The organism is Weissella koreensis KACC 15510, from assembly GCF_000219805.1.
Classification (GTDB): Bacteria; Bacillota; Bacilli; order Lactobacillales; family Lactobacillaceae; genus Weissella; species Weissella koreensis.
In genome coordinates, this window is sequence record NC_015759.1 from 1,360,293 (window position 1) to 1,381,002 (window position 20,710).

At 35.2% G+C, this 20,710-nt stretch carries 22 protein-coding genes; 21 read left to right on the forward strand and 1 reads right to left on the reverse strand.

All coding sequences use genetic code 11. The annotated features are described in order from the left end of the window. Window positions 1-2: 2 nt before the first annotated feature. The 21 genes from grpE to WKK_RS06705 all read left to right on the forward strand — a co-directional run bounded on the left by grpE (window position 3) and on the right by WKK_RS06705 (window position 19,494). Complete coding sequence (grpE, locus tag WKK_RS06605) at window positions 3-593, forward strand: nucleotide exchange factor GrpE (protein WP_013989840.1); 591 nt, start codon at window positions 3-5, stop codon at window positions 591-593. Between the two features lie 42 nt (window positions 594-635). Continuing rightward, window positions 636-2,459: a molecular chaperone DnaK gene (gene dnaK / locus WKK_RS06610; protein WP_013989841.1), complete on the forward strand. Its 1,824-nt coding sequence runs from the start codon at window positions 636-638 to the stop codon at window positions 2,457-2,459. Between the two features lie 96 nt (window positions 2,460-2,555). Further along, window positions 2,556-3,476 (forward strand): DnaJ C-terminal domain-containing protein, encoded by a 921-nt coding sequence (locus WKK_RS06615; protein WP_006845324.1) that lies wholly within the window; start codon window positions 2,556-2,558, stop codon window positions 3,474-3,476. A 231-nt stretch (window positions 3,477-3,707) separates the two neighbouring features. Continuing rightward, window positions 3,708-3,980, forward strand: a complete 273-nt coding sequence (locus tag WKK_RS06620) for a hypothetical protein (RefSeq protein ID WP_013989842.1) — start codon at window positions 3,708-3,710, stop codon at window positions 3,978-3,980. A gap of 10 nt (window positions 3,981-3,990) precedes the next feature. Beyond that, a complete protein-coding gene (locus tag WKK_RS06625; RefSeq protein WP_013989843.1) occupies window positions 3,991-4,764 on the forward strand; it encodes a hypothetical protein in 774 nt (257 codons plus the stop codon). 53 nt (window positions 4,765-4,817) lie between these two features. Next, complete coding sequence (locus WKK_RS06630; RefSeq protein WP_013989844.1) at window positions 4,818-5,450, forward strand: sugar transferase; 633 nt, start codon at window positions 4,818-4,820, stop codon at window positions 5,448-5,450. Between the two features lie 84 nt (window positions 5,451-5,534). Continuing rightward, window positions 5,535-6,737, forward strand: a complete 1,203-nt coding sequence (locus WKK_RS06635; protein ID WP_238530583.1) for an MFS transporter — start codon at window positions 5,535-5,537, stop codon at window positions 6,735-6,737. 209 nt (window positions 6,738-6,946) lie between these two features. After that, on the forward strand, window positions 6,947-7,684 hold the full coding sequence (locus WKK_RS06640; protein WP_013989845.1) for a response regulator transcription factor: 738 nt from the start codon (window positions 6,947-6,949) through the stop codon (window positions 7,682-7,684). A gap of 1 nt (window position 7,685) precedes the next feature. Continuing rightward, window positions 7,686-9,047, forward strand: a complete 1,362-nt coding sequence (locus WKK_RS06645; RefSeq protein ID WP_013989846.1) for a sensor histidine kinase — start codon at window positions 7,686-7,688, stop codon at window positions 9,045-9,047. Window positions 9,048-9,070: 23 nt separating this feature from the next. Beyond that, window positions 9,071-9,700 (forward strand): uridine kinase, encoded by a 630-nt coding sequence (gene udk / locus WKK_RS06650; protein WP_006845331.1) that lies wholly within the window; start codon window positions 9,071-9,073, stop codon window positions 9,698-9,700. A gap of 65 nt (window positions 9,701-9,765) precedes the next feature. Beyond that, window positions 9,766-10,842 (forward strand): glutamyl aminopeptidase, encoded by a 1,077-nt coding sequence (pepA, locus tag WKK_RS06655; RefSeq protein WP_013989847.1) that lies wholly within the window; start codon window positions 9,766-9,768, stop codon window positions 10,840-10,842. A gap of 2 nt (window positions 10,843-10,844) precedes the next feature. Beyond that, window positions 10,845-11,498: a YtpR family tRNA-binding protein gene (gene ytpR, locus WKK_RS06660; RefSeq protein ID WP_006845333.1), complete on the forward strand. Its 654-nt coding sequence runs from the start codon at window positions 10,845-10,847 to the stop codon at window positions 11,496-11,498. Between the two features lie 9 nt (window positions 11,499-11,507). Next, complete coding sequence (locus WKK_RS06665; RefSeq protein WP_013989848.1) at window positions 11,508-11,813, forward strand: hypothetical protein; 306 nt, start codon at window positions 11,508-11,510, stop codon at window positions 11,811-11,813. Window positions 11,814-11,846: 33 nt separating this feature from the next. After that, complete coding sequence (gene murC / locus WKK_RS06670; protein ID WP_006845335.1) at window positions 11,847-13,187, forward strand: UDP-N-acetylmuramate--L-alanine ligase; 1,341 nt, start codon at window positions 11,847-11,849, stop codon at window positions 13,185-13,187. A gap of 96 nt (window positions 13,188-13,283) precedes the next feature. Then, window positions 13,284-14,000, forward strand: a complete 717-nt coding sequence (locus WKK_RS06675) for a Bax inhibitor-1/YccA family protein (protein ID WP_006845336.1) — start codon at window positions 13,284-13,286, stop codon at window positions 13,998-14,000. A 136-nt stretch (window positions 14,001-14,136) separates the two neighbouring features. Next, window positions 14,137-14,778: an SDR family oxidoreductase gene (locus WKK_RS06680; protein WP_006845337.1), complete on the forward strand. Its 642-nt coding sequence runs from the start codon at window positions 14,137-14,139 to the stop codon at window positions 14,776-14,778. Window positions 14,779-14,921: 143 nt separating this feature from the next. Then, a complete protein-coding gene (locus WKK_RS06685) occupies window positions 14,922-15,356 on the forward strand; it encodes a hypothetical protein (RefSeq protein ID WP_006845338.1) in 435 nt (144 codons plus the stop codon). A 41-nt stretch (window positions 15,357-15,397) separates the two neighbouring features. Further along, complete coding sequence (locus WKK_RS06690) at window positions 15,398-16,582, forward strand: thiolase family protein (RefSeq protein WP_006845339.1); 1,185 nt, start codon at window positions 15,398-15,400, stop codon at window positions 16,580-16,582. Between the two features lie 183 nt (window positions 16,583-16,765). Then, entirely contained in the window at window positions 16,766-17,470 is a 705-nt protein-coding gene (locus WKK_RS06695) for an EAL domain-containing protein (RefSeq protein WP_006845340.1), read from the forward strand. A gap of 42 nt (window positions 17,471-17,512) precedes the next feature. Continuing rightward, entirely contained in the window at window positions 17,513-18,244 is a 732-nt protein-coding gene (locus WKK_RS06700) for an EAL domain-containing protein (RefSeq protein ID WP_006845341.1), read from the forward strand. A gap of 65 nt (window positions 18,245-18,309) precedes the next feature. Beyond that, a complete protein-coding gene (locus WKK_RS06705; RefSeq protein WP_013989849.1) occupies window positions 18,310-19,494 on the forward strand; it encodes a GGDEF domain-containing protein in 1,185 nt (394 codons plus the stop codon). A 54-nt stretch (window positions 19,495-19,548) separates the two neighbouring features. Here WKK_RS06705 and wecB read toward each other — a convergent pair whose 3' ends face one another. Beyond that, window positions 19,549-20,667: a non-hydrolyzing UDP-N-acetylglucosamine 2-epimerase gene (gene wecB / locus WKK_RS06710; protein WP_013989850.1), complete on the reverse strand. Its 1,119-nt coding sequence runs from the start codon at window positions 20,665-20,667 to the stop codon at window positions 19,549-19,551. Between the last annotated feature and the right edge of the window lie 43 nt (window positions 20,668-20,710).

Consider the following 20,710-nt stretch of genomic DNA (forward strand, 5'->3'; position numbering starts at 1 on the left):
GTATGGCCGATAATAAGGCGGAGCAAACAGAGTCAGTTGACGAAGAGTTATTAGAACCAGTTGATGAAACAGACCATCAAACTGATAGTGAAACAGTTGCAACCGATGCTGATGTTTCTAATGATGAAGATTCAGTGGAAGTGGATCCATTGCAAGAATTGCAAGTAAAGTACGATGCATTAGAAGACAAATATTTGCGTACCAATGCAGAAATGCAAAATATGCAAACTCGTTTCGCAAAAGAACAGGCAACTTCATTAAAGTACGCCAATCAAAAGCTAGCTAAATCAATTTTGCCAGCTTTAGATAATTTAGAACGGGCCATTGACGTTGAAGCCAATGATGAGTCCGCTCAAAAAATTAAGAGTGGTGTAGAAATAGTCTACAAGAGTTTGAACAGCGCCTTGGGAGATAATGACATCAAGGCTGTCGGTGTGGTTGGTGAACCATTTGATCCTGAAATGCATCAATCAGTTCAAACTCAACCAGCGGATGACCAACATCCGGCTGATACGATTGCTCAAGTTTTGCAAAAGGGATACTTACTAGCTGATCGGGTTGTACGACCAGCAATGGTTGTTGTTTATAACTAATTTAAATAAAAAATTAAAAAATATAAGTCGAGGTAAATTAATATGTCAAAGATTATTGGTATTGATTTAGGAACTACAAATTCTGCTGTTGCTGTTATGGAAGGTGGAACTCCAAAAGTTATCACTAACCCAAACGGTGGACGGACAACTCCATCAGTTGTTTCATTTAAGAATGGTGAGAGCCAAGTTGGTGATACAGCTAAGCGTCAAGCAATGACAAACCCAGATACAATTGTATCAATTAAGTCACATATGGGTGAAGATGGTTATAAAGTTACGGTAGCCGGAAAAGATTATACTCCAGAAGAAATTTCAGCAATGATTTTGCAATACATCAAGAAGTATGCTGAAGATTATTTGGGAGAAACAGTTGATAAGGCTGTTATCACTGTTCCTGCATACTTTAACGACGCACAACGTCAAGCTACTAAGAATGCTGGTAAGATTGCTGGGTTGGAAGTTGAACGTATTATCAACGAACCAACGGCTGCAGCTTTGGCATATGGTCTTGATGATTTGACTAAGGATGAAAAAGTCTTAGTTTATGACCTTGGTGGTGGAACATTTGACGTTTCTATTCTTGAATTAGGGGATGGAGTCTTTGAAGTTTTGTCAACATCAGGAGATACACACCTTGGTGGTGATGACTTTGACGAAAAGGTTATTGATTGGTTAGCTGAAGACTTCAAGAACGAAAATGGTATTGATTTGAAGCAAGATGCTTTGGCTATGCAACGTTTGAAGGAAGCTGCTGAAACTGCTAAGAAGACTTTGTCACAAGCTACAGAAGCACAAATTGATTTGCCATTTATTGCTTCATCAGATAATGGTCCTCTTCATATTCAAACAACTTTGACTCGAGCTAAGTTCAATCAATTGACACATGATCTAGTTGAACGTACTAAGGCTTCAGTTGAAACTGCTTTGAAGGATGCCGGACTATCAAATGCTGACATTGATCAAGTTATCTTGAATGGAGGATCTACTCGAATTCCTGCTGTGCAAGAATTCGTTAAGGATTTGACTGGTAAGGAACCAAATCACTCAATCAATCCAGATGAAGCGGTTGCTTTGGGAGCTGCTGTACAAGGTGGTGTTATTACTGGTGATGTTAAGGATGTCGTTTTGCTTGATGTCACACCATTAACACTTGGAATTGAAACGATGGGTGGTGTATTCACTAAGTTGATCGATCGTAATACAACTATTCCTACTTCAAAGTCACAAGTCTTCTCAACTGCTGCTGATAACCAACCAGCCGTTGATATTCATGTTTTGCAAGGTGAGCGAGCTATGGCCGCTGACAACAAGACATTAGGACGTTTCCAATTGGCTGATATTCCAGCTGCTCCACGTGGTGTACCACAAATTGAAGTTAAGTTTGATATTGACCGAAACGGAATTGTAACTGTTTCAGCTAAGGATCTTGGAACTCAAAAGGAACAAAAGATTACTATCCAAAATTCTGGATCATTGTCTGACGAAGAAATTGAAAAGATGATGAACGATGCTAAGGCTAATGAAGAAGCCGACAAGAAGCGTAAGGAAGAAGTTGATTTGCGCAACGATGTTGACCAATTGATTTTCTCAGCTGAGAAGACATTGGAAGATACAGGAGACAAGTTATCAGCTGATGACAAGAAGCCTGTTGAAGATGCTCTTACAGAATTGAAGTCTGCTAAGGAAGCTGATGATCTAGATCAAATGGCTGAAAAGAAGGAAGCTTTGGAAAAAGTTTCTCAAGAGTTAGCAGTTAAGTTGTATCAACAAGCAGCTCCTGAACAAGGTGCTGAAGGGTCTGAAGATAAGGCCGATGATAATACTGTTGATGGTGATTTCGAAGACGTTTCTGACGATAAAAAGTAATTGAAATTACTCTCGTGAGGACGTTTACCATTAAGAATGGGGTTTGTGCCCTTTTCTTATACATAAAAAATAAAAAAATGGAGGCGGGTTTTCCTCATGAACAACACAGATTTATATGAAACGTTAGGACTTGATAAGAATGCATCGCAAGATGATATAAAAAAGGCTTATCGAAAATTGTCGAAAAAATATCATCCAGATATTAATAAAGAACCAGGTGCCGAAGATACCTATAAAAAAGTTCAAGATGCTTATGAAACTTTAGGTGATGAAAAGAAGCGTGCATCATATGACCAATTTGGGACGACTGGTGACCAACAAGGATTTGGTGGTCAAGGTGGTTTCGGTGGTGGATTTGGTGGCCAAGGTGGTTATTCTGATTTTGGTGATATATTTAGTCAAATGTTCGGCGGGGCCTTTGATCCTAATCGGCCTCGACAAGGGTCTGATTTACAATACCGTCTTAATTTAACATTTGAAGAAGCTATTGCTGGTTTAGATACTGAAATCGAATATAACCGCACTGGATCAAATGGTCAAAGTGAACATAAGAAGGTTAAAGTAACAGTTCCAGCTGGAATTGATGACGGCCAACAAATGCGCATGAGTGGTTACGGTGAAGCTGGATCAAATGGTGGGCCTTTTGGAGATCTTTTCGTTGTATTCCATGTGGCTGCATCTAAGGATGGCTTTGAACGAGATGGAGCAGATGTTTACTTAGAACAACCACTTGATTTTGCAACAGCAACCCTTGGTGGTGAAATTCTGGTGAAGACGGTTCATGGGGAAGCTAAGTTGAAAATACCAGCTGGTACAGCGAATGGAAAACGTTTCCGTTTACGTGGAAAAGGAGCCCCTCGCCTACAAGGATCTGGTTATGGTGATCAATATGTTGTAGTTTATATTGATGTTCCGACTAAGTTAACCCGCGACCAACAAGATGCTTTGAAGAAATTCCAAAATGCGATGAATGGCGAAGAAACAAAGTTAGATAAAATTAAGAAAAAATTTCAATAAATCTCTTAATAAAAAATTAATATTTAAAGTTAAAGAAGTAGGTCTAATAGCCTACTTCTTTTTTTAATGTGTGTTTATCGCAGTTCATAATTTATATTTTATAAACATTTAGGTATAATTATTATTAATATATATGTTTTACTTAATTGATATGTTGTAATCAAATGATCAAAATAAGATATTAAAAGATTGACGAGATTAGACAAAAAATAGATAATATGAAGGATAGTTATGAATTTATCACAATTAAGGGCATCAACATTAGCAATGCCTGAACAATATCAAATTATGGTGCGTAATCATGATATCGTTTTACCAGCGATATCACTTGAAATAGATCAAAAACAAATTAAAATTAAAACACAAATGGAAGGCCAACTAATATTGAGGGACTTACGTAATTTAAACGGTTGGGATCAAAGCAAGTTAATATTCGAGGTTGATCAAAAAATGCATTCAGTTTTTGGTTATCGTGTTAATGGAATACAATTAATTTTAGGGTAGGTATTAAAACTTGAAAAAGAAGAGATGGTGGCTGATTGGAATTGCTGCAATTATTTTATTATTAATTATTGGAATTGCTATAGCAAAATTCACTCACAAAAATAATGATAGTCAGAATCAAGGACAAATTAAGACAAGCCAGAAGATAAATGAAGATTCAATTAAACCGTTACAAGATGGGGCTAAGCATAAGACAAATAAAAGGACTTATGAAGTTTCTAAGAACGATAGTAACTCTGACCAATATGTTGCAAGTGGAAATTTAACTAAGCCGGGGCAATATAGTATCAGTCCTGCTGGAAATCGAAGTGAATTACAACAAATAAACGCCAATCCTGATCAACAATTAATGGATTCTGAGGTGAGTTATACTTTAAATAAGATAAAGGTACAATTAAATCAACCAAAAACAGATGAAGCCTTACAAATGGCAAGGATGGCATTGAATGATCGTAGTATTGATGGTGACTATCAGACCTTAATACTTAATTATTCAATCACTAATAAAACTAACCGAATCATTCAAACGGACGGTGTAAAGGAAGTTGAATTATCATCAAACGATGTGGTGACTGTTCAAAGTGGTTTGGATAATGATGCGAAGTTGAGTCAAAAAATGATTCAACCAGGAGAAACTGTAGAAACTTTTGCAACTATTTTAGTTGGAAAAGACGGTCAAGAAAAACAAATCTTAAATCGAGCAACCATCGCTTTTGCACCGGTATTAGATCAAAACCAAAATGTTATTACTAGTGACTCGCAAAAAATGACTGCTAAGTTTTAAAGTAAACTTAACAAGATAAAAAGTTTGAATAGGGAAGGATGATTAGGTAAGTTATGAGAAAAAATTCTTTATATGTTTTTTCAAAACGATTTGTTGATATTTCGGTTTCACTTTTTGCTTTGATTATGTTGTCACCACTTTTTCTAATCGTTACTTGTTTTTATCTCTTTGGACTTAATCGAGGACCAGTTTTCTATAAACAAACGCGAATTGGTGAATATGGAAAACCATTTAAAATTTATAAATTTCGTTCGATGGTTGTTGGTGCTGAAGAACGTCTTTATGAAAATCCAGTTCTTTATAAAAAATTTGTTGATAATGGCTATAAATTACCAATTGGTGAAGACCCTCGAATTACTCGTTTTGGTGCTTTTATTCGTAAAACAAGTATTGATGAGATGCCTCAATTTTTAAATATTTTAATTGGTGATATGACTGTGATTGGGCCACGCCCGATTGTTCCCTCTGAACTTCATGAATATGAGACGGTTGAGCGGATTAATAAATTATTGTCAGTGAGACCAGGTGCAATGGGATTATGGCAAGGAAGTGGGCGTAGTAATATTCAATATCCACAACGTGCTGATATTGAATTACAATATATTGATAATCAAAGTCAATGGTTTGATTTTGTTGTCCTATTTAAAAATTTTGTGGCTATTTGTACAGCGCGTGGAGCACAGTAGGATAAATTAAAAAAATTAATGAATAAAATGGCTTGGATTAATCAAATCCGTGCCCTTTTATTTTAGGAGGAATTCAAGTTGGAAATGGAAACAAAAAAACAGAATTTTAGTTGGCCGTTATTGGGGTCGAATTTTGCCTCAGTTTTTGGCGAAGGGATTTACCGTTTTGCTTTGAACTGGTTTTTAGTAGCTAGTTTTGGTAATGCAAAAATTTTAGGTTGGTTAACAGGTTTTGGATTTGTGGTATTTATGATTTGCGACCTGATAGTTGGGATTTTATTGGATCGATATAATCGTAAAATGTTATTAGCGGGTGCAGATTTAGTTGGTGGTATTATTATATTATTGCTGTCATTTTTCTTGAATCCTGATAATCCGCAAATCTGGCTTTTATTTGCGGTAACCTTTGTCTTGAATGTTGATATATCATTTGCATATCCAGCGGGACGGACGCTTTTACCCGATGTCATTAAGGCCAATCGAGTGCCACGATTTAATGCTATGATTAGTATGGCTTTTACCTTGGGTCAGGCTTTAGGACCAATGGCTGGAGGAGTTTTACTCTCATTAAATTGGATTAATTTTAAAGATTTTTTGTTAATTTATAGTGGGCTTTTGATTTTAACAGCTGGAATTAATTCCTTGATTAAATATCATCCAGAAAAAGTTGCTAAAAATCATCAACCAATGTTTAAAGGGATTGTTGAAGGTTATCATTATGTTTTCAATACACCAAAATTACTAGAATCGATGTTGTTAGCCATGTGGTCAAACTTCTTTTCGGAAGGATTTGTGGTGGCAACTCCATATTTAGTACAAAAAGTTTATGGTGGGGATGCAAAAATTTATTCTGGAATGTTATCTTTGGCAGCAATAGCGGGCTTAATCATGGGGATTTGGTTAGCGCGGGCGCCAAAATTTAATCGATTGCAAACTTTATATCTTGACCTATCTATTTTAGGTGTTGTTTATATTTTAGCAGCGGTTTTCCCATATTTACCGGTTTTGACCGTTTTGGTAATTGCTGCAGGGGCTGTACGAGCTTCTGTCACGATTAAAATTAATACAGTCAATCAACAGGAAAGTAATCCTAAATTCTTAGGTCGAGTGATGAGTATCTCGTTTTTCTCAATTGATTTATGGGTACCTATGATTGTGATTTTAGTAGGTTATATGGTGGAACCATTCGGATCAAAGATTCTTTATATCTTCGGAGGATTGATGTTATTTGGAATCTGGACGATCCATTGGCTCATTAAGCATAAAAAACAAGCAAGCTTAAATTAATTCTTAATTATAAATTGTCATCGTCTTGTGCTTAGCATAAAATGGTGACTTTTTTTGAATATTTAAAAATAGTATCAATATTTTAAGCTTTTATTGTTTAACTTAGCGAAATATTAGTATTTAACAGACTTAAAGTATTGATATTGAACGATAAAATTTGATAAAATGATAAACAGTATATTTATAACATCTAAATGGGGGCGATGTTTATGACAACTATTTTAGTCGTTGATGATGAGCCAGCAATTGTAACATTAATAAAATATAATTTAGAGCAAAATAACTTTAATGTCGTGACTACTGGTGATGGTCAGGCAGTTATCGAACTAGTAGAGGAACATCATCCAGATTTGATTCTTCTTGATTTAATGTTACCAGGTGTTGATGGTATGACCCTCACTAAACAATTAAGGAAAAAGCATAATAGTGTACCAATTATTATGTTGACTGCAATGGATACTGAAAGTGACAAGGTCAACGGATTAGATAGTGGTGCCGATGATTATTTGGCTAAGCCTTTTCAAGTGCGAGAATTACTTGCACGGGTTAAAGCAGTGCTACGTCGCAACACTAAAGCACACAAGAAAGTAATTAAGAATGGTCGTAATGCGCTTTCAGATGGAACAACAATGAATTCGATTCATCTACATAATTTACAAATTGATTTATTTCAACAAAAAGTTTACCAAGATCAGGTCATGTTAAACTTAACGCCTAAAGAATATGATCTATTAGCTTATATGATGCAACATGCGGGGCGGACTTTAGATCGTTCAGAAATGGCAAAAGGTGCTTGGGGAATTGAATTATCTGGTTTAGATACAAGAATGGTTGATATGCATTTATCGAACTTGCGAGACAAAATCGAAGCTAACCCTAAAGACCCTATGCTTATTAAAACGGTCAGAGGTTTTGGTTATCGATTTAGCCAGGAGGAAAGTAAATAATATGCAGAAATGGTGGAAATACATGCGTCAGTGGTTTTGGCGTATGTTGATTGTCTTTTTAATTCTTCAATTCTGTACTTTTATTATTTTAAAATTAAATGCTGATATCAAGGCGTGGCCGCTTTTTATGGGCCTTGAAGTGGAACTTAGCTTGGCTATAATACTAGGATTAATATCAGCTATTATGCAATATAGGCAAGATCAAGCTCTAGCTGAATTTAATAATCGGATAGGTCAGATTGGTGAGCGTGGAAATATTATTTTAGATCCCAGACATCGTTTAGCACCTTTAGCACAAACTGTTAATCGATTGCAGCAAGAGAAGCAAGTTCAAATTCAAATGGCCTTACATAATGAGAATATTTTAAATACGGTTTGGAACGATATGCCTGTTGGAATTATTGAAATTACGACAAGTCGTCAAATTTTGCGTATCAACCCAACAGCAAGGCAAGCACTTCAATTACCAGATGAGGTTATTGGACATCACTATGATGACCTTTTGAATTATCATGATTTGATCGCCTTTATTGAACGTGGAATTTTGAAAAAGGGTAATCATCATAAAATGATTACTTTAGAACAAGGTAGTAAAGCTAAATTTTTAGATTTAACCATGGAGTATTATCGATCTACTATGCAATCAGATACCGTTGTTATTGCTTTTTATGATGTAACTGATCTAATTGAGGCACAGTTCCAACAAACTAAATTTTTGGCGAATGTTTCGCACGAATTAAAAACACCTTTGACCTCAATTATTGGTTTTACTGATACCCTCTTAGATGATCAAACTATGCCAGAAGAAGTTAAGCATGAATTTCTGGATATTATTGCGCACGAATCTAAGCGATTATTAGACTTAACCAATGATATTTTGTCGGTGATTAAAATAGAGGATAAGGTATTGCCACTTGTTAAAATAGATGTAGATCAGGTTGTACAAACTATCTTAAAAGGCCAGGCACAAGCTATTGAGGCTAAAAATTTACGTCTAGAATTAATGATTAATTTAAAGATTGAATATTATTTAGAACCATTGCAACAAATTTTAAGTAATTTAATTTCTAATGCGATTAAATATAATAAAAAGAATGGGTTATTAATAATTAGAGTTGAAAAAATTGGTCAGCGCATTAAAATAAGCGTCAAAGATACCGGATTAGGTATTGCTAGCAACGCCCAAAATCAAATTTTTGATCGTTTTTATCGAATTGATAAGTCACGAAATCAACAAATTCCAGGTACTGGTCTTGGATTATCAATTGTTCACGAGTGGGTTGATAAATTGCATGGTACAATTAATGTTAAGAGTCAAGTGAGTGTTGGGACAACGATTAAAATTGATTTACCAATCAAATAAAAAATAAAGAGAGAATAAATAATATGCTAGGGAAAAAGCCAATTATTATTGGAGTTAGTGGTGGTTCGGGTTCAGGAAAAACTACGGTTAGTCGAGAAATTGTGGAACATTTAGCAGGGGAATCAGTTGTTATGATTGCACAGGATTCCTATTATAAGCAACAAGATCACTTAACCCTAGATGAACGACGGGCTAGGAATTATGATCATCCAGATGCTTTTGATACTGATTTGATGATTAATCAACTACAAGAGCTATTGAAACGAGAGACAATCGAGGAGCCCATCTATGATTATGTTAATTCAACTCGGTCAAAAGAGACGCTAACTGTTCAGCCAGCCGATGTCATTATCGTTGAAGGTGTATTGCTTTTTGTGGATGCACGATTACGAGATTTAATTAACATTAAAGTTTATGTTGATACTGATGATGATATTCGTTTTATTCGCAGATTACAACGGGATATGGTTGAGCGTGGACGTACACCTAAATCAATCATTGATCAATATTTAGATACAGTTAAACCAATGTATCATCAATTCGTTGAACCAACCAAACGTTATGCAGATATTATTATTCCTGAAGGGGGATCAAATAAGATTGCTATCAATATGTTAGAATCACAAATTCGTGGTTTTTTAAGCCAGGAGTAATAATAAAACATACTTTAGAATAGAATTATTTGAAAGATAAAGATGATGTAGAAAGAAGGCTTGAAATGGATACGTCAACATGGGAAAGAATTGTTAAATATACAGAATTACAAGGAACATCAGGACAAGAATTTATGGTCCGTAAAGCTTTTCGAAAAGATTTAACGCCATTAGTTGATAAAGTTGTTCAAAATGGTCTAGGTGGTTTATACGGAATTCGTGAAAATAACGATGAAAAAGCTCCTCGGATTATGTTTGGAGCTCATTTTGATGAGGTTGGGTTTATTGTTAAAGCGGTAACAGATCGAGGATTATTGGAAGTGAAGCCTTTAGGTGGCTGGAATCCATTTGTGGTATCAGCTCAACGATTTACTTTATTTACACGGGAACAAAGTTATCCAGTAATATCATCATCAATTCCGCCACATCTATTACGAAACCAAAGTGGAGTTAATGGTGCACCGAACTTAGATGATATTCTTTTTGATGGTGGATTTACATCAAAGTCAGAAGCATTAGAATTTGGAGTTCGACCTGGTGATTTTATCGTGCCGCAAGTTAAAACAGAACTCTTAGCTAATCAAAAACGCGTGATTTCAAAAAGTTGGGATAATCGATTTGGTCTGGTAACTATTTTGGATGTCTTAGATAAATTACAAGATCAAACTCTACCTAACACCTTAATGATGGGGGCTAATGTTCAGGAAGAAGTTGGTTTACGTGGGGTTGGACCAGCTGTTCATCAGTTAAAACCGGATATCTTCTTTGGTCTGGATAGTTCAACCGCGGACGATTTAAATAGTTCTACCGGACAAGGTCAATTAGATCAAGGAACCATCTTAAGAGTTGTGGACCCAGGGGTTATTATGCCCCGTCGATTGAAAGAATTCATCTTGGATATTGCGAATGATGAAAAAATACCACTGCAATACTTTGTCCCAAATGGGGGCACGGATTCTGCTGGTGCACAATCACAAAATAATGGGATTCCATCAGTTACACTAGGTGTAGCTTCTCGTTATATTCATACACACCAAACGCTTTGGTCAATTGCTGATTTTGAAGCAGCAAAGTCCTTGGTGGAACGCTTGATTTTGCAATTAGATGCGGCCACCGTCAATGATATTATTTATGGAGATTAAATATGTTAATTACAAGTTATAACCCTGCAGCTTTAGGGGATGTTTTAATTGCAATCACAGCACCATCTAGTGAAAAAGATCTAGCTGAGACCAAAAATAATGTGACAGTTATTATGAGTCAATCTGGTGATTTAGTAGGCGTTAATTTTTTGAAGGTCGCTGATATTATTGATGTTAAAGATTTTCAAGCAGGTCAGATATTTTTGACTAATACGCAAATTGATCAACTAAATCAAGCAATTATTAATGCTGGGTTTGAAGTTCAATTGGATAAGGTTCAGGTTAAATTGGTGGTTGGTTATGTTCGAAGCGCTGAAGAACACCCTGATTCTGATCATTTAAAAGTGACTTCGACTGAAGTGGGCGATGATCAAATGGTTCAAATTGTTTCAGGTTCACCAAACATGCAAGCTAATATTAAAGTTGTGGTAGCTCAAGTTGGAACAATGATGCCTAATGGATTAATTATTTGGCCTGGTGAATTACGAGGAGTTACTTCTAATGGAATGATTGTTTCAGGACGTGAATTGAATTTACCTAACGCGCCAACTCAACCGGGGGCATTAATCTTGCCTGATGATTTTGCTCCGATCGGAACGATTTTTGATCCTCAATCTCCTGCTGCTCAAAAGTTATTTCAAGGTCAAGAGGCCTAAGGAGTCACAATGCTAGAGCGACCAGTATTACGTTACCAAGAATATTTTCCTAATTATGATCAAGCTGTGGAACAACTGATTAAACATAAACGTGATTTGGGGTATATTAATTTGGCTCCAGTAAACCTGAAACCTGAGGAATCAGTTGATGTCGATTCAGTAAATGAAATTAAAGCTAAAACTAAAACACCCGATGTGGTAATTGATTCTAATGAGATGCTTGTAAAGAGTAGAGGCCTAGGCTTAAGTTTGGATGATATTATTTCCGAAGAAAATTCGGTGGCACAACAAGTTAATTTGAATTATTTTAAATAAAATTCAAAATAAGTCAGAAGAAGGTAATAAGTAATGGACAAACAGAAATTATATTATTTTATTGGAATTAAAGGATCAGGAATGAGTTCGCTAGCGTTAATTCTGCACGATCAAGGCTATGAAGTGTCTGGATCAGATATTGATCAATATACTTTTACTCAAAAGCCGCTTGCTGCTGCTGGCATTCCGATGTATTCATTTGATGCTCAAAATATTAAGCCAGGAATGATTGTGATCCGAGGAAATGCTTTTGATGATCAACAAGTGGAAGTAGCAGCAGCTTTGAAATTAGGTTCAGAAGTTGAAATGCTAACTTATCCTGAATTAGTTCAGACCTTGATTGGTCAATACACTTCAGTTGGTGTTGCTGGGGCCCATGGTAAAACATCAACAACCGGTCTTTTAGCTCATGTTTTGTCAGGGATTGCTCCAACTTCATATTTGATTGGTGATGGAACGGGAAAAGGGGTTCCAGATGCTCGTTTCTTCGCCTTTGAAGCTGACGAATATCGTCGTCATTTCAAGGATTACACCCCTGATTATGCTATTATGACGAATATTGACTTTGATCATCCTGATTATTATCGAGATATTGATGATGTATTTGATGCTTTCAATGATTTTAGTCATAATGTTAAGAAGGCAATCTTTGCTTGGGGTGATGATGTTAAATTACGTGAATTGGAAACGGATGTCCCAGTTTACTACTACGGTTTGAATGATAAAGATGATTTTATTGCTAAAAATATCAAACGTTCAACTAAGGGATCAAGTTTTGATGCTTATTATCATGATGAATTACTTGGTAATTTCCAAGTTCCGCTCTTTGGAATACATGGAATTTTAAACTCATTGTCAGTTATCGCTGTGGCATACGTTGAAGAAATCGATCTTGATTTGTTGCAGCAAGAGTTATTGAGCTTTAAAGGAGTAAAACGCCGCTTTACTGAAAAGACAGTGGGTGATGTTACGATTATTGATGATTATGCGCATCATCCTTCTGAAATTAAAGCAACTTTGGATGCGGCCCGACAAAAATTTCCTGGTCGTGAACTAGTTGCTGTCTTCCAACCACACACTTTTTCAAGAACGATCGCCTATTTAGATGAATTTGCGGAATCATTAGATCTCGCTGATCGTGTCTATTTGACAGATATTTTTGCCTCAGCTCGCGAGACGCAAGGTAATATTTCTTCAGCTGACCTTGGGGCTAAGATGACAAAGTTTGGAGGAATTATCTCACCTGATGATGTAGCGCCATTAATGCAACATGATCAGAATCCAGTGGTCGTATTTATGGGGGCTGGAGATGTACAACAAACTGAATTTGCATATGAAAAAATTCTCTCAAATCTTACATCAAACCTACAGTAGCAGTACACGTTTCTATTGGACCCATTATGGTTATTTTAAGCATTTTAGTATAGAATGGTAGTTACAATTAGTTAAGGTAAAGGAGTAAGAATATTTATGGATAATTTGCGATCAAAAGGACCACGTTTAGTTAATCCTGGAACTTCGGGTTTGAATTCGTTTTTCCTAAAAGTTTATAGCTATATGGGGATGGCCTTATTGGTAACGGCTGCAACAGTCTTTATCGGCGTAACGATGTTTGCTCAACAGATCTTAGCTTTGACAACGGGAATTGTTCCCACGCTAGTTCTCTTTGCTATTCTCTTTGGAATCAGCTGGGTAGCGGCACGTTCAGCAATGGAAAATCCAGCGCGGTCCTTTGGATTGTTAATGGCCTATAGTGTAATCATGGGACTTTTCTTTACTTCCATCTTGTTATACATGACGCCACAAACAATCATCTTGGCGTTTATTACAACCGCTGCCCTGTTTATGGGGATGGCCTTGTATGGGGCTACAACTAAACGTGATATGTCTAAGATGGGAACGATTGTATTTGGGGCAGTTTTTGCTTTGATTATTGGTGGGATTCTCAATATCTTTATTGGTGGAACAGTCTTATACATGCTAATATCATGGGCTGGTGTAGTAATCTTTGCGATTATTACTGCCTATGACATGAATCGTTTAAAGCAAATGTATTTACAAATTGCTGGTAATCATCAAGCAGAACAAGGTGTAGCTGTATATGGGGCACTTAGCCTATATCTAGATTTTATTAACTTATTCTTATACATTTTAAGAATATTTGGAATGTCATCAAATAATAACTAACAAATAATAACTAATATGAGGCGGTTAGGATATAATATATCTTAGCCGTACTTTTATTTTTTATAAAAATTCCTGATAATTTTGAGATTAAAATTAATGGGATAAGAATAATCATTTATTAGAAAGAAGGAATATTATGCAAGTATTAGTTGTAGGTGCAAGTGGTCGTGTTGGGAAAGCATTAATTCAGGAATTAGAACAAGCAGGGCACCAAGTTATTGGAACTCGAAATAGTACAATTAATGGGGATACTAATAATTTAGTCGCCCTAGATTTGGTACATGCTTCTGTTGATGATATTGCTGATAAAATTAAACAAATGGCGACTTTCGATGCGGTTTACTTTGTAGCAGGTTCACGAGGTAAAGCCTTATTAGAAGTTGATCTGAATGGTGCCGTTAAGTTAATGACAGCTATGGAACAATTAGGTATTAAACGTTATATTCAATTAAGTTCATATAAAGCCGATCGACAAAGTGAATGGCCTGGGGGTTATGAATCTGGATTAACACCATATAATATTGCTAAGTTCTATGCTGATCAATGGTTACAAACGCGAACTAGTTTGGCATATACAATTTTGCAACCAGGTTCTTTGACTGAAAACGATGAAGTCACTGGGGTAAGTTTAAATGAAAATCAATTTGGTGAAAATACCATCCCAACAGTGGCACGAGTTTTGGCTGAGGTCATTAACTACCCAACAACAATTGGTAAAACTATTGTGATGCGTGGTGGTGATGAAAATATTAAAAATGCATTACAAACGCTTCATTAACAAATTAATTAATTGATTAATAGCAATAGAATGCGGTTACAATAGCTAGATGACACTAATGTAAATTTATTTCTTTAATTTAAAGTTTGGTTTATACTTTTTCCGCCATAATGATGATATTGAAAGACGGAGGTACTCAGTCAATGGCAATATTAAAGAATTTTTCAAAGGTGAGCCCAGTTAATCAGGCAAAATTATTTTTGATTAGCTCACTTGCAACGGTAATGGTAACAGTTAATTTTAATTTGTTTCAGCCTGTCGTAGCCAATGCAGCAGTAACAGAGCAAACCGCATCCGTCAGTGATGAAATTGAAAATTTAACGACAGTACGATTAGCAGGGCCATATACTGAAATTAATAAGCAATTAGTCAATTCAAGTCAAAATGTTTTAATCAAAGGATCATATCAAGCTGGTGATTTAGTACAAATGATGTTGAATGGGTCAGCCTTTGTTGGGGTTGTACCAAATGATACAAATTATGGGATTCAAATTGAATTACCAGTACCGGTTAATCAAGCAAATATGAATGTAGCGATTGAAGGTAGCTTATATCGCGGAACGGTTATTTCAAAATAAAATATGAAGATTAAAAGTTATTAGCCATAGGAGAACGGATTATGGAGCGAGTTTATATTATTGGGGCAAAACGAACCCCAATTGGTAAGTTTGGAGGCACATTGTCTTCCTTAACGGCCTCGGATTTAGGCTCATTTGTAATTAAAGGAGCTTTAGATCAATCAGGTTTAGAGGCTGATCAAGTTAGTCAAGTCTTGATGGGGAATGTAGTCCAAGCGGGTCAAGGTCAAAATCCGGCTCGTCAAGCTGCTTTAAAGGCCGGACTTCCGATCCAAGTACCATCAATAACGATTAATGATGTGTGTGGATCAGGACTATCCAGCATCAATATGGGCGCAGCTTTAATTCAAGCACACCAAGCAGATATCGTTGTTGCTGGGGGGATGGAAAGTATGTCTAAAGCCCCTTATATTGTCGATCAAGCCCGTTTTGGAGCCCGTTTGGGTGATGGTAGGATGATTGATGCCTTATTGTCGGATGCTTTGACTGACGCTCAAGGTGGTTATCATATGGGAATTACTGCGGAAAACGTTGCTAAAAAATATGATATTTCACGAGAAGAGATGGATGAATTTAGTTATCAAAGTCATCAAAGAGCAGTGAGTGCACAAGATAAACACCGCTTTGATGATGAAATTGTATCGTTACCAATGATTGATCGTAAAGGTAATTCTTATGTTGTCGATCAAGATGAGGCACCGCGACGGGATACATCATTAGAAAAATTGGCCAAATTGAAGCCAGTTTATCAAGAAGATGGTGCAGTTACGGCGGGGAATGCTTCAGGCTTAAATGATGGTGCAGCTGCAGTCGTATTAATCAGTGAAAGCAAGATGCACGAATTAGGAATAGAACCATTAGCACAGTGGCAAGCGTCTGCATTAGTAGGGCTAGAGCCTGAACTAATGGGAATTGGCTCATACTATGCTGTTGAAAAGCTTTTTAAAGATCATCCTGATTTTAAACAATCTGAAGTTGATTATTTTGAATTAAATGAAGCTTTTGCGGCACCATCATTGGTAGTTGGTGATCAATTATTAGGATTAGATCCAGCGATTGTGAACCCTAATGGTGGTGCGATTGCGTTAGGACATCCTGTTGGTGCATCCGGAAGTCGAATTTTAGTTACTTTAATTTATGAACTTATCCATGATGATAAGAAAACTGGAGTTGCGGCACTCTGTGTAGGTGGTGGAATGGGTGTTTCAGCGTTAATTACACGATAATATCAAAAGTTCTCAATTCATTTGAGAACTTTTTTTAATTCATTTAAATAAATATAATATCATACTCCAAATTTGTTGTTATTAAATATTTGGTAAAAACAATATTTAAATGTTTACAAAATGTTAAATAACAATTAAAATTTAACTAATGTATATTTAATGATTGGAGATCGGTACGTAAAGATGAATGATTTTTATTTTATGGGTCAAAAAATAGTAAATTTATTAAATCCTGAAGGCCCTGAATACGAATTATTATTACGTAGTCATAGTATTCCTGGTTTCCCTGCAGAACAATATGTTGCTTATATGACTTCTGAAGAACTACATCTAGAATATTTATCTTTTTTGGAGCATGAATTAAATCATATTTTAGCATTAAATCCAGGTAATAAATTTGGTCTTAATTTGGATCAGCAAGAGTTAGAATATGATGCAACGCTAGATTTTTTGAAAAAAATAAATCCTGAGTTTAGGGGAAATTTAACAATAGAGATTACAGAATTGCCACCTTTGAAAAGGCATAAAAGTTACCCCAAATCTATTAATGTTGAGGTGATTAAGCAAATTAATCTGTTGGGATATCGAGTAGCGTTAGATGATATTACACAAGGGAATAATTCAATAGGAAACTTGTTACTTGTAATGCCATATATTCATCAGATTAAATGGTCATATGTGCATGTAATAAATCGAATTCCAAATGAAAGTATTGAAGGAATCATTCAATTTTTAAATAAATTAAGTCATCAATTTGATTTAGAACTAGTAATTGAAGGAATTGAAGCATCGGAAATATCAGATTGGTTAGTAAAAAATAATATTACAAATCAACAAGGTTATTTATTTGCTAAACCGGCAGGTGTCGAGCCAATCAAATTAATTTAACTATCATTAGAAAACAATTACTATTTGGAGGAATTACAAAACATGTACGATTTTTATTTTATGGGTCAAAAAATTGTTAATTTAGAGCACGCTGATTATGATGAATATGAGCTATTGTTACGTAGTCATAGTGTTCCTGGATTTCCAGGTGCTTTGTATGCAGAAGCAACAAACACCGAAGAGCATCATCGCAATTATTTAGATTTTTTAGCCCAAGCCTTACCACAAATTTTGGAAATGAACCCAAATAGTCTTTTTTCATTTAATTTGGATCAACAGGAGCTTGAATACGCAGGGACATATCAATTATTGAATTTAATCAAGCCAGAATTACGTGATCGCTTAATTATTGAAATTACTGAAAATCCGGCTACTGATCGACAGTATGAATATACTACTGCAATTAATGTCGAAGCTTTTAAAGCAATTCATGAATTAGGATACAAAATTGCTCTTGATGATATGGAACAAGGGAATAATTCAATTGGTAATTTCTTGTTAGTTAAAGATTATTTGACACGAATCAAATGGTCTTTGGTTCATGTTCGTAATATTTTGGATGATGATCAAGTTACATTAATGATTCAGTTATTAAATACTATTACTATCGATAACCAATTAGACCTTGTAATTGAGGGAATTGAAAAAGAAGAATTGTCTTCGTGGTTGAAGGATCATGATATTATCATTCAACAAGGATATCTTTTTGCAAAACCAAGTGATATTTTGCCTATTCCATTGTTGATTGATGATCGTAAAAAAATTATTGATTAATTTTCAAAGCATCGTCACAATTTTTGCGACGATGCTTTTACTATTTAATTAAAGAAGGAATGTTTATGCTAGATATTTTAAGCCAATTATGGAGTTCAATTTGGCAATCGTTTTCTTATAATACATTACATGATTTCATAATTGTTTTAGGTTTGCTAGTGGTTGATTTTATTTTAGTTTTTTCAAACCGTGGTCGCTTTAATTCTAGAGCGGAGCGAAGAAATATGAACCTCTTGGGTGGATTGATACCTATCATAACTGTTATAAGTTTTCAGGCATATCTGATAGCCATAAATGGAGGTGTGTTTTCTTTACCTCAAACTGATTTACAATTAGTAATTTTATATTATTTTTTGATTATGCTAGATAGTCGTGCTCAAATTTTATATGGGATTATTTTGTCCTTAGGATTATTTATTTATTTTTCAACCCAAACGACATTGAATTATTTTCAATTAGGTCTGGGAATGATTGGTATAGTCTTAATAGCATTATCTACTTATTATGTTAATATGAATTCTAAAAAAATATTGGGTAATATGTTAGTTTATTTATTTTGGCTCATAATTTGGGGAAGTTCATGGTGGATGGTGTTAATTTTAGGCCTTCGCGGTCAAACTATTTATAATTACGTGGCATTAATTGTTAAATTTATACTTTTGATGTCTGTTGTTCACTATTTAAATTATTTTGTACGGACTTCGTTAGACCGATATCTTAAAATTGAAAATGCTTCAAAAAAGGATTATTTAACTGGTGTGTTAAATCGTGAAAGTTTTAATCAGGCCAGTGAAAGAGCCTTTCAGATGTTTCAGCTAAACCATAAAACTTTTAGCTTGATTATGTTTGATATTGATAAATTTAAATCGTTTAATGATACTTATGGTCATACAATTGGAGATCAAGTGCTGCAATTAGTGACCCGACAAACGCAATATGTTTTATCAAAGTCAGATTTAGACGGTCAGGCCTTTCGTCTAGGTGGAGAAGAATTTGGGATACTAGTATATTCATCAAAAGTTGATAAAGCAAAAGAATTGGCAAAGCAAGTTGCTATAAGAGTTAAGAGTAATCCTTTAGTAAATGAAGGAGTAGCCTTAAAACTGACCATTTCTATGGGAGTGACAGAGATAAATAAAACTGATAAAGAATTTAATGATGTTTATCAACGAGCGGATAACGCCTTATATCATTCCAAAAATAATGGTAGAAGCTCAATTACAATTGATCAGGAAATAATAAAAATATAATAGATAAAAAAGGAGCGTATCTCTAATGAGAATACGCCCTTTTTATTTTGCATGTTATTTATTATTAAATTCTTTTTGAATTGCATTAATGATATTAGTGGCAGCGTTACCATCGCCATAAGGATTTTTGGCAGATGCCATTGCCTGATACACCTTGGGCTGCTCTAATAATTCAACCATCGCAGCTAAAACATTACTTTCTTTGGTACCAACTAATTTAAGCGTACCAGCTTGAACACCTTCGGGACGTTCAGTAGTATCTCTTAAGACCAATACTGGTTTACCTAGTGAGGGTGCTTCTTCCTGAATACCACCAGAGTCAGTCATAATAAAGTAACTTTGAGCAGCTAAATTATGAAAGTCTATAACATCTAATGGTTGAATTAAATGTATTCGATCATGATTACCTAGTACTTCTTGTGCATATTTTTGAACTGTAGGACTAAGGTGAACGGGATAGACAACCTCAATATTTGGGAAAGTATCAACAACTTTACGAATCGCCTTAAAAACATGTAACATCGGAGCACCTTGATTTTCACGACGATGCATGGTTACTAAAATCATTTTATGATTAGAATAATTTAATTGAAAGATTTGATTTTTATAGTTACTGTTCACGGTTTGTTTAAGCGCGTCAATGGCGGTATTGCCAGTAATATATATTTTATTAGGATTATGGTTTTCTTTAATTAAATTATCATAACTTTGTTGAGTGGGTGTAAAATAGACATCACTTAGTACATCCGTCATTTGACGATTCATTTCTTCAGGAAATGGACTATATTTATTCCATGTTCTTAAGCCAGCCTCAACATGACCTAATTTTATTTGGTGATAGAAGGCTGCGATGCTAGCCGCAAATGTTGTAGTTGTATCGCCATGGACTAAGATTATATCTGGATGTTCTTGCTCAATGATTACATCTAACTGGGATAAAATCCGACTTGTAATTTGACTGAGTGTTTGGTTAGGCTTCATTATATTTAAATCAAAATCAGGCTTTATGTGGAAAATGTCTAAAAGTTGATCTAGCATTTGACGATGTTGAGAGGTGATAACGGTAATAGTTTCGAATACCTTAGGACGTTTCTTTAGTTCTAAAATAATTGGAGCCATTTTAATGGCTTCAGGGCGTGTACCAAAAATAGACATTACTTTGATTTTGTTCATGTTATAGTTCCTTCCGTTTTGCTTTGACTAAACATATATAACG